This is a genomic window from Lentilactobacillus parafarraginis DSM 18390 = JCM 14109 (assembly GCF_001435895.1).
Taxonomy (GTDB): domain Bacteria; phylum Bacillota; class Bacilli; order Lactobacillales; family Lactobacillaceae; genus Lentilactobacillus; species Lentilactobacillus parafarraginis.
Genome location: NZ_AZFZ01000001.1, coordinates 1 through 13,656, shown reverse-complemented (window position 1 = coordinate 13,656; position 13,656 = coordinate 1). Strand labels below are relative to the sequence as shown.

At 45.3% G+C, this 13,656-nt stretch carries 10 protein-coding genes; 8 read left to right on the top strand and 2 right to left on the bottom strand.

Annotated elements, in window-relative coordinates; genetic code table 11:
* Positions 1 to 4 precede the first annotated feature (4 nt).
* Positions 5 to 1,432 carry a C69 family dipeptidase gene (locus FD47_RS00050; protein ID WP_054732149.1) on the top strand — a complete coding sequence of 476 codons (1,428 nt, stop codon included), beginning with the start codon at positions 5 to 7 and terminating at the stop codon, positions 1,430 to 1,432.
* A gap of 204 nt (positions 1,433 to 1,636) precedes the next feature.
* On the opposite strand, the gene FD47_RS00045 is transcribed toward FD47_RS00050, so the two are convergent.
* Together FD47_RS00045 and FD47_RS00040 are read right to left on the bottom strand one after the other, a co-directional pair.
* Positions 1,637 to 2,761 (bottom strand): MucBP domain-containing protein, encoded by a 1,125-nt coding sequence (locus FD47_RS00045; protein WP_054732151.1) that lies wholly within the window; start codon positions 2,759 to 2,761, stop codon positions 1,637 to 1,639.
* 161 nt (positions 2,762 to 2,922) lie between these two features.
* Entirely contained in the window at positions 2,923 to 5,160 is a 2,238-nt protein-coding gene (locus FD47_RS00040) for an ATP-dependent Clp protease ATP-binding subunit (RefSeq protein WP_056979894.1), read from the bottom strand.
* 213 nt (positions 5,161 to 5,373) lie between these two features.
* On the opposite strand from FD47_RS00040, the gene FD47_RS00035 reads away from it, so the two are divergent.
* From FD47_RS00035 to FD47_RS00005, 7 genes are all read left to right on the top strand, one after another.
* The gene (locus tag FD47_RS00035) at positions 5,374 to 5,580 is read left to right on the top strand and encodes a hypothetical protein (RefSeq protein WP_008211966.1); all 207 of its coding nucleotides are present in this window, start codon (positions 5,374 to 5,376) and stop codon (positions 5,578 to 5,580) included.
* 182 nt (positions 5,581 to 5,762) lie between these two features.
* Positions 5,763 to 6,029 (top strand): phosphocarrier protein HPr, encoded by a 267-nt coding sequence (locus FD47_RS00030; RefSeq protein WP_040537668.1) that lies wholly within the window; start codon positions 5,763 to 5,765, stop codon positions 6,027 to 6,029.
* 4 nt (positions 6,030 to 6,033) lie between these two features.
* Entirely contained in the window at positions 6,034 to 7,755 is a 1,722-nt protein-coding gene (gene ptsP / locus FD47_RS00025) for a phosphoenolpyruvate--protein phosphotransferase (protein WP_054732152.1), read from the top strand.
* 281 nt (positions 7,756 to 8,036) lie between these two features.
* Complete coding sequence (locus FD47_RS00020) at positions 8,037 to 9,227, top strand: glycosyltransferase family 4 protein (protein WP_054732154.1); 1,191 nt, start codon at positions 8,037 to 8,039, stop codon at positions 9,225 to 9,227.
* 17 nt (positions 9,228 to 9,244) lie between these two features.
* Complete coding sequence (locus FD47_RS00015; RefSeq protein WP_056979893.1) at positions 9,245 to 10,267, top strand: glycosyltransferase family 4 protein; 1,023 nt, start codon at positions 9,245 to 9,247, stop codon at positions 10,265 to 10,267.
* Positions 10,268 to 10,269: 2 nt separating this feature from the next.
* Positions 10,270 to 11,310: a lysylphosphatidylglycerol synthase transmembrane domain-containing protein gene (locus FD47_RS00010; RefSeq protein ID WP_054732156.1), complete on the top strand. Its 1,041-nt coding sequence runs from the start codon at positions 10,270 to 10,272 to the stop codon at positions 11,308 to 11,310.
* Positions 11,311 to 11,401: 91 nt separating this feature from the next.
* Positions 11,402 to 13,465, top strand: coding sequence for an LTA synthase family protein (locus tag FD47_RS00005; protein WP_054732158.1), 2,064 nt, complete (start codon positions 11,402 to 11,404; stop codon positions 13,463 to 13,465).
* Positions 13,466 to 13,656: the final 191 nt, after the last annotated feature.

Sequence of the window (13,656 nt, the reverse complement as noted above, 5' to 3'; positions counted from 1 at the left end):
CTTAATGGCATCAAAGCATTTATCAGCTTGTACAACGGTATTGGTAGGAAAGAAAGCATCGATTGACGGATCGACCATGATCGCCAGAAATGACGACACATTTCTCCCGTTAACCCCGCAGCGCTTTTATGTGAACCCAGCGGTTTCTGACCGGCACGAAACTTGGAAATCCAATCAAAATGGGTTCACGGCGCCATTGCCGACCAGCGGCTACCGCTATTCACTGACCCCCAACGTTGAGGTTGACAAGGAGGGCGTATACGCTGAAAGTGGCTTTAACGAGAAAAACGTTGCCATGAGTGCGACCGAGAGTGTCTACGGGAATGAACGGGCGCTGGCATATGATCCGCTGGTTGTTGACGGGCTTGCCGAAGACTCATTACAATCGATGGTTCTGCCGTACATTGACTCCGCGCGTGATGGCGTTCAGTACCTCGGTAAATTAATTAAGCAGTATGGTTCCCCTGAGGGTAATGGGGTGCTCTTTAGTGACAAGGATGAAGTTTGGTACATGGAAATTGTGACTGGCCATCACTGGGTTGCCCAGCGAATTCCTGACGATGCTTACGCAATTGCTGCCAATCAAGTTGCGATTCAACAGGTTGACTTTGATGATCCGGATAACTTTATGTATTCTGACGGTATCCAGGCGTTTGTTGAAAAATATCATCTTAACACCAATCACAAAGGATTTAATTTCCGGCGGATATTTGGAACCGATAACGAAAAGGATCGTCATTACAACACGCCACGCGTTTGGTTTGGCCAACGTTATCTCAATCCGGAAATTGCCCAGTCACCGACATCGTCCGACCTGCCCTTCATTTGCCGAACTGACAAAAAGATCAGCGTTGAAGATGTTGAGTATATTTTAAGTTCTCACTACAATGAGACCGAATACGATCCGTTGAGTCGGGGAAATGAAGAAACTAAGACCCTCTTTCGCCCGATCTCAATGAACCGAACTCAAAATTCCCACGTTTTGCAGATCAGAAACGACGTGGATACGGATTGTAGTGCGATTATGTGGTTGAACTTCGGTGTTCCCGCATTTTCACCATACGTCCCATTCTTTGCTAATTCTGACCGGACTGATGAGAGTTACGAAAACACTCCGGTTCACTGTGATGACAAGAGTGCGTACTGGATGTATCGGAAATTGTCTGTCTTGGTTGAGGCCCACTATTCGGAGCTGATTCAAGACGATGTTGATTTCTTGACTGATTCTAAGGAAAAGCTACGCCGACATGTTCAAGAAACCATCGATGAGGCTGCTGGCCTTTCAGGGACTGAATTATCCAACTATTTGACTGAGCAAAATCATCAAATGGTTAAAATGATGCGGATTGCCACTGAGCACATGATTCACACCCTTTTTGAAAAGTCACTCAATCTCTCAAAGTTAACGTTTAACATGGATAAAAATCTATAAAAAACCAACGATAAAACGAAGTGCCCACCAATGATTAGACTGACTTGTCTAAGCATTGGTGGGCACTTTCAATTTTCTGCCAGTTTATTGGGGGCTTTAGAAGATAACGTGTGGACGGTTTGCCATCCGATGAGACCCGCCAGCTAATAACAATGCCGGCGGGTAGTCACGGGGATCATAGGTATTTGAAATCGATTTTTCCCCTTATTGATCAATTTTCAGATATCGTTGGGGAACAATGCGATGATCCGCCAGCTCGTACCAAATTAAGTCCTGATCGTCCACAATCGTCGCCGAAATTGACACGCGACTGCCGTCCGCTAAAGAACCGACTTGATTGCCATATGGCTGATCGAAGAGGGCAATCGATTTTCCGGGCACAAATGAAATGGTGCCCGCCAGCCGGACGGGGTTTCGTGATGTTTTGGTAATGTCGGCAACCAGCGCGTAACTCGGTAAATCACTGGGTTCCAAGTTGGCATTTAAAATCCATTCGGAACCGCCAATATTCAACCAGCTAACATCATCAGTTGTGTCAATGCGGGCAAAGATTTTAATAATCACGTTTGCCGGAAGGCCTGTGCGCAGTGCTTGACCGCCCGGATCGCCAAAGACTTGGTGATTGGCGGTTAACTTAACGTAATAGGTCACTGGTTGGACAACCCGCCAGTTGGATTTTCGATAGTAAAAAACAATACCGTGAGTTTGATTGTCGAAGTTGCCATATGTCTGACCAGCACTGCTGGTTAACCGATAGCCGTCAATTTCTGGAGCCGTTACCGAATAGTGTTTTCCAAGTTTTCCCGACAGCAGTTGCACCGACTGTAAAATGGTGCGGGTATCGGTGTCCATGGTGTAAACCATCACAGGTAAGCCCTCTTTTCGGGCAAAGTGAAGGGTGATTTCCTGATCCTGAGAGTCAAAGGTCGCCGTAAAGTTGTCAATCGCGGTGAGGTAGTAGTCGGAAAAATCCGGAATTTTGAAATGAATTGGTTCGCCGGCAACCCCGTTTAAAATGTCGGATTGACCAATTGGGGCATCGTCTTCGTCTAGGTAGCTGAAGATGACCCGTGAATTGGCTGCGGGGCCGCTGGTGGCCTGTTTCGCTGCCGCAGTGGGCCTCTCACCATTGAGCTCATCGTTTTGGTTTTGGGTATCGGGCTGAGGCTTAGTGGGCGCCTCAGGTTTTGAAGCCGAATTTGGCTCGGTGAATTTTACCCGTTTTTTGCGATGGTAATCCATGTGGCGAGCGTGGCGCCGGTGTTCGGCTGGATGGATACTCGGTGTAATGATGTTTAGTTGTTTTTTTATCCAACTCAATAGTGTCATGTCAATTTGCCCCCAGGAAACGTCCTACAGAAAATTATATCATAGCCCGCTGACCGGAAAAGCTTCGGAGCCGTTTTTGATAATTTTTTTAAAAAATGAGCTGGGCGATTGTATGTATTAAAAAAGGCGAACCGTAGTCCGTCTTTTTTTGATAATTTTACTTACTTTTTAGTGTCTGAAGCCGTTGAGGAAGCGGTTTGACTCTGACTGTCAGTGGTAATAAAGATATTTCCATCTTTATTGACGTCAGCAGTTAAGCGAGCCGAACCTTCATGATCGAGATAGAAGTCAGCGACCTTATCTTCAATTTGTTCCTGAATGACCCGCCGAAGGGGACGAGCCCCCATTGCAGGATTGTAACCAAGATCAACTAACTTAGCCTTTGCCTTGTCAGTCACGTTGATGAACAGTCCTTGTTGTTTGAGCATGTCGTTAACTTCATCAATCATCAGAGAAACAATCTTTTGCAGGTTGTCCTTGGTGAGTGGGTTGAATTCAACGATATCATCAAATCGGTTGAGCAATTCTGGTTTGAAGTAGTTGGTTAACTTGTCCATGATGGAATGGGTCTTGCCGGAAGCGGCTGCCCCAAAGCCAACGTTGGCTTCCGAATCACCCTGACCGGCATTACTGGTCATGATGATAATCGTGTCTTTGAACGAAACCGTTCGTCCCTGACTATCAGTTAAGCGACCATCATCAAGAATTTGCAGGAACATATGAAGCACATCCGGATGGGCCTTCTCAACTTCATCCAGTAAAATCAAGCTGTATGGGTGGCGACGAACCTGTTCAGTTAATTGACCAGCTTCTTCGTAGCCAACGTAGCCGGGCGGTGAACCGATCAATTTAGCGACTGAATGTGGCTCCATGTACTCGGACATGTCAAAGCGAATCATGGAATCCTTCGAGCCAAACAGCTCATAAGCTAATTGCTTAGCTAATTCGGTCTTACCAACACCGGTAGGACCAATGAAGAGGAATGAACCAATTGGCCGGCCGGTGCCGTTGAAGCCAACCCGGTTACGACGAATTGCCCGGGCAACCTTTTCAACCGCTTCATTTTGACCAATCACGTGTTTCTCAAGGTTTGGTCCAAGATTTCGAAGCTGTTGCTGTTCTTTAGCCTGCAGTTCGCCGACTGGAATTTCAGTCTTCTCTTCAACGATCTTTTCCATATCTTCAGCGGTTACTTCTGGCGTATCGGCTGAATCAATGTTGTCAGATTTAGCGTTCTTTTCAAGCTTGTTTACCTGATCACGGTAGTAGGCGGCCTTTTCATAGTCTTCACTCTTTAGAGCAGCCTGCTTCTGTTTTTCCGCGCTTTGAATCTTTTCTTCAACCGTGTGCGGATCAACCGCATTGATGGTGAGATTCTTGCGCGAACCAGCTTCATCCAATAAATCAATGGCTTTATCTGGCAGGAAACGATCCTGAATGTAACGATCAGAGAGTTTAACCGCTGCTTCGATGGCGTCATCGGTGTATTTAACGTGGTGGTAATCTTCGTAGCGCTTCTGAATTCCCTTAAGGATCTTGACGGATTCCTCAGGCGAGGGTTCGTCAACCGTGACTGGCTGAAGCCGGCGGGCTAAAGCTGAATCTTTTTCAATGTCCCGGTATTCCTTGAGGGTGGTAGCACCGATTAACTGGAACTCACCACGCGCCAAAGCCGGCTTCAAAACGTTACCAGCGTCCATGCCGCCTTCAGCATTTCCGGCGCCGACAATTTCGTGAATTTCATCGATAAAGAGGATGATGTCCGGATTATCCTGAACTTCTTTAATCAGTTGTTGCATTCGTTGTTCGAACTGACCACGAATTCCGGTTCCCTGAACCAGTGAAACGACGTCAAGTCTGATAATTTGCTTGTTTTGAAGTTTTGAAGGAACGTTGCCGGAAACAATTTCCTGAGCAAGACCTTCAACAACGGCCGTTTTACCAACGCCGGCCTCACCAATCAGGACCGGATTGTTCTTCGTCCGCCGGTTTAAGATTTCGATAACCCGCTGGATTTCGTTGTCACGACCAATGACCGGATCAATTTTACCGTCCTTGGCCATTTGGGTCATGTTAATCCCATATTGACCGAGTAGGGTGTTGCCGCCGGAGCGACCCCCATTACCACGGCCATTATTGGGCCCCATTGGCTGAGTAGGCGGGGTTTGTGGCTGCTGGTTTGGATCAACGTTTCCGCCTTGCATTGCACGGAAAATGTCATCCAGGCCACCAAAGCCGAATGGATCTTGTGCCATATCTTGAGCACCTCCTGTATTCCGTTGTTTATTAGAGAGGAGTTGATAGCAATTTTGGCAAAGATTAATCGTTTGCCGTTGGCCATTCACGTTCGTGTAGAGGTGGATGGTTGCTGGATTCTTATGGCAATTTTGGCATAGCATTAATTGCTTTCCTCCTTTAGTATAGAAAGTAAAAGGACAAATAAGTGGCTGATGAATCACTGACCAACTTTGACCTTTGACTGTAATTATACAACATCATCAATCGGAATCAAGTAATTGAACCTCCCTTCGATATTTGATTAGTTTCCTAGTTTTAAATTGGCACCCCGGCGGGCAATCCCATATAATAGAGGATAAGGAAGTGATCAATTAATGGCAGAAGAAACCGACTATCCCAAATTACTAGAACAGTTGGCTAACGGCGATATCGACAAGTTTACCGTTCATCCAGAGGATTTCATGGCGTTTCAGGTGGCCTTTATGAACTTTGACAAACGAAAGCGGGTCATCGGCACTGCTGATCAGGGCGGGGTGGTTACTTACGTTTTTGAGAGTAATCCCCAGGAGAAAAAATCCTAAAAACCCTGTAAGCGGTTAATGTAAAGCTTGTATTTTCGCTGATATATTGCTATTCTTAGATGAGTAAGGAATAATTTTTAGAAGGTCAATTCGAACATCCGTGCTTTGCTGGGGTACCAGCTGGCACGGTCACTGTTTTTTGAATCTTCCTTCTTATTATAGACCAGAGGAGAATGATTGAAATGGAAAAACGTCAGTACAACATCACTGCAGAAACCGGGATCCACGCCCGTCCAGCAACTTTATTAGTTCAGACTGCCAGCAAATTTAACTCAGATATTACCCTTGAATATCAAGAAAAGTCAGTAAATCTGAAGTCAATTATGGGTGTTATGTCACTGGGTGTTGGTCAAAGTGCGTCCGTTACGATCACTGCAGACGGTGAAGACGAAAAGGAAGCTCTTGATGCCATTAGCGAAACGATGAAGAGCGAAGGATTGACTGATTAAGTTCATGACAATGTTTAAAGGGATCGCCGCAAGCGACGGAATTGCAATTGCATCTGCATTTCGGTTGACTGATCCTAATTTGAGTTTCGACAAAAAAACCGTCGATGATTCTGACCATGAAATGAGTCGGTTGCATCGGGCAATCGATATTTCTAAGCAGGAGCTTCGAACAATTCAACAACGCACTTTAAAAGACCTCGGCATTCATGAATCTGAGGTCTTTAAAGCACACATTGCGATTTTGTCGGATCCTGAGTTTCTTAAGCGGATCGAAAATACAATTTTGTCGCAACGCGTTAACGCAGAATATGCCTTAAAAACCGTGTCTGACGGCTATGTTAAAATTTTTAATTCAATGACTGATAATGATTACATTAAACAGCGGTCGACCGATATTAACGACGTGACTAAGCGTGTGCTTTCTCACTTGTTAGGGGTCAAATTAACCGACCCGGCCTTAATTGATCATCAAGTGGTCGTGATTGCCCATGACCTGACGCCCAGCGACACCGCTCAGTTTGTGCCGAATTATGTTAAGGGCATTGTGTCAGATATGGGCGGGCGAACATCACATTCAGCCATTATGTCACGCAGTATGGAAATTCCGGCAGTGGTTGGCTTTCAGGGTGACCTCGCAGATATCCACAATGGTGATGAGGTCATCGTTGACGGGTTAACCGGCAACGTGATTGTCAGACCAACGCCAGAAGAAAAACACCGTTACCAAGCGAAAATTCGTGATTTTCAGGCCCGAACGAGTCAGCTGGCTGCCTTTAAGGATGAAGCAACGACTTCTTCGGACGGCAAGCATCCCATTTTAGCAGCTAATATCGGTACTTTGGATGATTTGCAGGCCGCCATTGAAAATGGGGCCGAAGGGATCGGCTTGTTTCGGACTGAGTTTATTTATATGGATTCCGAGAGCCTACCGACAGAAGAATCTCAATTCAACATTTATAAAACAGTTGTCCAAAAAATGGCTGGCAAACCGGTTATTTTTAGAACCGCCGATATTGGCGGTGATAAGGATCTGCCGTATTTGCATACGCCTCACGAAGCCAACCCATTTCTGGGCTACCGGGCGATTCGCATGAGTTTGGATCAACCGGATATTTTCCGGACGCAGCTGCGCGCTTTGCTGCGGGCTTCGGCGTATGGAAATTTGTCAATTATGTTTCCAATGATTGCAACAACCATCGAATTTCAGCATGCAAAACGCATCTTTGAAGATGAGCGGCAAAAGCTGCTTGAAAAGGGCGTTGCGGTTGGGGATATTAAATTGGGCATCATGGTTGAAGTCCCGGCGGCTGCCATTTTGGCCGATCAATTCACCAACCTGGTCGATTTTATTAGTATTGGCACCAATGATTTGATCCAATACGTGATGGCGGCCGATCGGGGGAATCGCCGAGTGTCATATCTGTATCAGCCATACAATCCGGCAATTTTGCGGTTGATTAAGCATGTGATTGATGCCTGTCATGAGAATCAGACACCCGCTTACATGTGTGGGGAAATGGCTGGCGATCAAAAGGCAATTCCCATTCTTGTTGGCATGGGACTCAACGAGTTTTCAATGAGCGCCACGTCAATTCTGAAATCGCGGGCCCTAATTAAAGAATTGGACTCCAGGGAAATGGTGACCTTGGCAAATAAAACGGTCAGTATGGCCAGCACGAGTCAGGAAGTTCTGAAATACGTCCACCAGGCGCTTGATGAATCCTAGATACTTATAAATAACTTAAAAACAAGCTGCTAACGGCGTTCTAATGCTGTTTGGCAGCTTGTTTTGCTTATTTCACTGGTTTGCAATCACCCAGTTAAACAAATATAATTACAATGATTGTCAGCGCGGCACGGCGAGGCTTTTCAACGTTCTCGCATTTGCTGGATCGGTGGTTATGATGTTTGGCCAGTTAATGGCTGGCTTAACATCACAAACCAATCCGACAGCCAAGCCTGAAAAGGTTTCAGGCCGAACGCAATTCAGAAAGGAGGGGTTGTTCAATGAATATTGGGATCTTTACGGACACCTATTTTCCTCAAGTAAGTGGGGTTGCAACCTCGATTAAAACGCTGAAAAATGAACTTGAACGTGAGGGAAACCAGGTTTACATCTTTACCACGACGGATCCACACGTTGATAAGGATACATATGAACATAATATTTTTCGCTTTTCCAGTATTCCCTTCATTTCGTTCACTGATCGGCGGATTGCCGTTCGTGGGTTATTTCAGGCGTACGAAATTGCCAAGGAATTGAATTTGGATATTGTTCATACCCAGACTGAATTTTCGATGGGGATGATTGGCAAGTTTGTTGCTAAAAATTTAAACATTCCCTGTGTGCATACCTATCACACGATGTACGAAGATTACTTGCACTATGTGGCCAACGGCAAGCTGTTGAAGCCGGTTCACGTTAAGGAAGGGACACTGGCATTTTGCTATCACCTTGCCGGCGTCATTGCCCCGTCCGATCGGGTGTTGGATAAGCTCACCGAATACGGTGTGAAATGCCAGATGCGCATCATTCCTACCGGTATTGATGTGGGGATGTATGCCAAGACAGTGGACGATGACATTCGGGCGAAATATGGGATTGCTCAGGACGCCCCCTTGATGCTGTCGATTAGCCGGTTGGCGTATGAAAAGAACATTACTGAGATTATTAAGCTGCTGCCAGAGATTGTTCGCCAGGTTCCCACGGTGAAGTTGATGATTGTTGGCGACGGCCCGGCTAAGGAAGACTTAGAGCAGCAGGTAGTCGATTTAAAACTGGAGGCTCACGTTATTTTTACCGGTGAAATCAGTAATGATCATGTCAACGCGTTTTACCAAGCCGCTAATGTGTTTGTTTCAACTTCGGAATCCGAGTCTCAAGGGCTCACCTACATTGAAGCGATGGCTGCTGGATTACCCGTCGTTGTGACCGCAAGTGATTACACGGACGGCTTATTGAGCAGTGTGACACTCGGCCGCACGTTTACTCAACCAACTGAATTTGTCGATATTGTAACCGAATATCTTGAACATCCCGTTGATACGCATAATTCCAAGGCCAAGGCCCTTTTAACTCGTAAGCTTCATGAAATCTCAGCTGAGACCTTTGGCAAACGGGTTGTGGATTTCTACCAAAACGTGACGGTTGAGCAGCAGCTGCAGAAAAACTCAACCGCCTCGAATCTTGAATCATAATTGTTAAAGGAGTTAGTATGCTTAAGATCAATATGTTCTCAACAGCTACCAAGGTGAAGGGTCAGGGCGTTGGCAGCGCCTATTCTGAATTGATTGCCATGCTCGAAAAACATTTCCCGAATGAGTTTTCAATTAAGGTTAACGATTATTCGCCAGCCGATATCAGCCACTACCACACGATCAATCCCAGTTTTTATTTGTCGACCTTTTCAAAAAAACGGGGGCGCAAAATTGGCTACGTTCATTTTCTGCCTGAAACGTTGGAGGGCAGCGTTAAGATTCCCCAGCCGTTTCGGCGGATCTTTTACTGGTACGTCATTGCCTTTTATAAACGAATGGATCACATTGTGGTGGTCAACCCGTCGTTTATTCCCAAGCTGGAAAAATACGGGATTGCTGCTGACAAGATTACCTATATTCCTAACTTTGTGAACCGGGAGGAATTTCATCCGGGTGATCAGGCAACAAAAATTGCGCTGCGTCAGGAGCGGGGGTATGACCCGAAGCGCTTTACCGTGCTCGGCAGCGGTCAAATCCAAACGCGCAAGGGCGTTTTAGATTTCATTAAACTTGCCAAGTTAAACCCGGCCATCCAATTTATTTGGACCGGTGGTTTTTCTTTTGGTAAGATCACTGAAGGCTATGCGGAGTTGGAAAAATTTGTTAAGGATCCCCCAGCCAACCTCTCGTTTCCGGGCATTATTGACCGGTCGAAGATGGTTGACTATTACAATATGGCCGACCTGTTTATTTTGCCGTCCTATAACGAACTGTTTCCGATGTCTGTTCTGGAGGCTTTTTCCACTCAGACACCGGTGATGCTTCGAGATCTTGAGCTGTATAAGGCAATTATTGCGGGGTACTATTTGCCGGCAAAGAACGTTGATGATATGAATCAGAAACTTCAGAACCTGTTGACGGCTCCCGACGAGCTTGATAAACTCACTCAAAAAGCGGTTATTGCAAGCCAACGTTATTCGGAAAGTCATTTGGCAAAAATTTGGTATGACTTTTACACTCAGCAGGCTACGGAAGGGTAAGTATGTCTCGAAAAAATAAACTCACGTTCTTATTAATGGTTTTAATTGGAATTCTCATCATTGGCTATTCCATTAGGGATGTCAAACTGAGCGTTCTAATCCACGACTTCTTCACGTTGGATCCTTGGTGGCTGTTGGTCGCCTTTATCTGCATCTGTGTGTACTTACTGGTTGAGGGGATTATTACCAAAGTTTTAGTATCCAACCGAGTTCCCAATTTCACCTTCAAGGATGCGCTGCGCGTGCCGCTGGTCGAACAGCTGTTTAACGGAATTACCCCGTTTTCATCTGGAGGACAGCCCGGACAGTTGGTCGTCATGCTGCAAACCGGCGTTGATGGTGGCCGGGCCAGCTCGGTGCTGTTGATGAAGTTTGTGGTGTATCAAGCCATGATCGTTGTCAATTTTTTTATTAGTTTAGTGATTGGGTTTCATTTTGTTGCCACAAAAATGCAGTATCTGTCATTGTTCGTGCTTTTTGGCTTTTTGATTCATTTTTTTGTCATTGTCGCTTTGCTGCTGGTGATGTACTGGCCGTCGTTTACCAAGCGGCTTACGAAAATCCTGTTTCATCCCGTTAAGTGGTTTGTCAAGGATCAGAAGTATTATCAGATGCAGATAACGCTGTTTGAAAAGATTGATAATCTGTACGAGGAAAGCGTGCGGATTGGTCGGCAGCCGGTTTTAATGGTGAAGGTTGTCTTACTGACGCTGGTTCAATTGACGTTTTACTACTTAATTCCGTATTTTATTATGTTGTCGCTGGGGTACTATAACGTCAATGTGTTCATGGTTACCAGTCTTCACATCATGATTGTCATGATTATTTCGCTGTTTCCAATTCCCGGTGGTTCAGGAGGTGCCGAATTCAGTTTTGAATCGTTATTTGGCAGCTTTATTTCCAGCAACAGTAAGCTGGTTTTGGCCATGATTCTATGGCGGATTTTGACATACTATTTTGGCATGATCGTGGGCGCAATTGCCTTACTTGTAAAGCCTGATAAAATTGACGATACCAAGAAGTCGTCTTCCACGTCCGGCTAGTTATGAGGCAGCGTCGCAATATGTTTTACAGATAAAATGCAAATTTGACCGCTGATTGTTCAGTGGCGGTTAATCATTTGGAGGAACCAGAATGATACCCGAAAAGAAATATCGTCTCTCAAATTTCTTTAATACCCGATTGGGCTTTTTTACACTCGCAGTTGTTCTCTTTTGTATTAAAACCTATATTATTTACCAAACTAAATTTACGCTTGGTGCTAAGGGAGGCATGCAGCAGTTTCTGTTGGCTGTGAACCCAATTCCTGCCGCAATTCTCACCTTTGGGATTGCGCTGTATTTCAGTGGTCGTTTATCTTACTGGCTGATGCTGGTGATTGATCTGTTAGAGAGCATTTGGATCTTTGCCAACATTGTGTATTACCGGGAGTTCTCGGATTTTCTCTCCATGGGGACGATTAAGGGCAGCGGCAGCGTTCAAAATAACCTTGGGAAAAGCTTGATGGAAATCATCCGTTTTAGTGACTTCTTCGTGTTTTTGGATGTTGTGATTCTGGTCTTGCTCTTGGCGTTTAAGGTGATCCGCATTGACGCGCACCCCTTTAAAAAGCGGTACGCGCTCATTGTCTCTGGGCTGTCTGTTCTGTTGATGGTCGGAGAGTATGGATTGGCGAATAGTGATCGGTCTGGCCTGCTGACCCGGACGTTTGACAACAACTATATCGTGAAGTATTTGGGCCTTAATGAGTACGCTGCCTTTAATGCTTATCAAACACATAAGGAATCCACAACACGTTCTCAGGCCAAGGCCAGCGATATGAATTCTATTTTGAAATATTTGAAAAATAATCGGGCAAGTGCCAATCCTGAGTATTTTGGTAAGGAAAAGGGTAAGAACGTCTTTATCATTCACTTGGAGAGCTTTCAGCAATTTTTGATTAATTATAAGGTGGATGGCAAGGAGGTTACTCCCCATCTCAATGCATTCTTCAAGAATCGGCATACTCTGAGCTTTGACAATTTTTATCATCAAGTGGCCCAAGGAAAGACTTCCGATGCTGAAATGATGTTGGAGAATTCCCTGTACGGTCTGCCTCAAGGGTCCGCAATGGTGACCTATGGCGCTCAAAATACATTTCAGGCGGCCCCGGCGATTCTTGATCAGCACGGGTACACGACGGCGGCATTTCACGGTGACGTTCCCAGCTTTTGGAATCGGGATAGCACCTATAAATCATGGGGATATCAATACTTCTTTAGTTCACAGTACTATAAGTCCAAGCCTTCGTATAATGTTGGTTATGGGATGAAGGATAAGATTTTCTTTAGGGATGCGGCTAACTATATTCAGCAGTTGCCACAGCCGTTTTATGCCAAGCTGATCACACTCACCAATCATTATCCTTATTTGCTGGATAAGCAAAACAAGGATTTCCCTGCTACCACAACTGGGGATAATACGGTTGATCCGTATGTTCAGACCGCCCATTATTTGGATCAGGCTTTTGCTGAGTTCTTGAATTACCTCAAGAAAACGGGCCTTTATAAAAACAGCATGATTGTTTTGTATGGTGATCACTACGGCATTTCTAATAACCATCGGCCGGCGATTGCCCAGCTGCTGCATAAGAAGTCTGTTAATAGTTATGATCTGGCCCAATTCCAGAAGGTGCCGTTCATGGTTCACGCCCCGAATCTCAAGGGCGGTATTCGCCATACTTATGGCGGCGAAATTGATGTTCTGCCAACACTGCTCCATTTGTTGGGTATTAAGGATAATAATACAATTCAGTTTGGTACGGATTTGTTATCAAAACAACATGATCAGCGGGTTGCTTTTCGGGATGGTGATTTTGTCACCCCCGAGTATACGAAAGTTGGCAGTACGGTCTATCTAACTAAGACGGGAAAAGAAATCACCCCGAATGCGCGGCAGAAAAAGCAAATTGCTGCCATTCAGAACCATGTGACGACCCAACTGTCGTTGTCGGATCGAGTCATTTATGGCGATTTGCTTCGGTTCTACACACCGAAGGGCTTTAAAAAGGTGAACCCGAAGGACTTTACTTATCAGTATACAAAGGGCATCGCCAATTTGAAAAAGGCCCAGAAGCAGCATCCAACAAGTATCGAGGCCAAAAATGATGGTAAGTCGACGATGAACCTATACCGAACCGATGCCCCTGAATTGAAGTAGGCCAGTGTGGTATTTTTCAGACTAATATTGAACCAATTATCCGAGCTTTGGGGTAATTGGTTTTTATTTTGTTACGAGACGTTACTCTAGAATATGGTAAATGCCGGCGTGACGCGGGTTAAAAGATTGTCGCGCCGAAGATAGAATCTTTTTTTGAAAATCCCTTGACGAAACGCTGAATTTTAGGTATA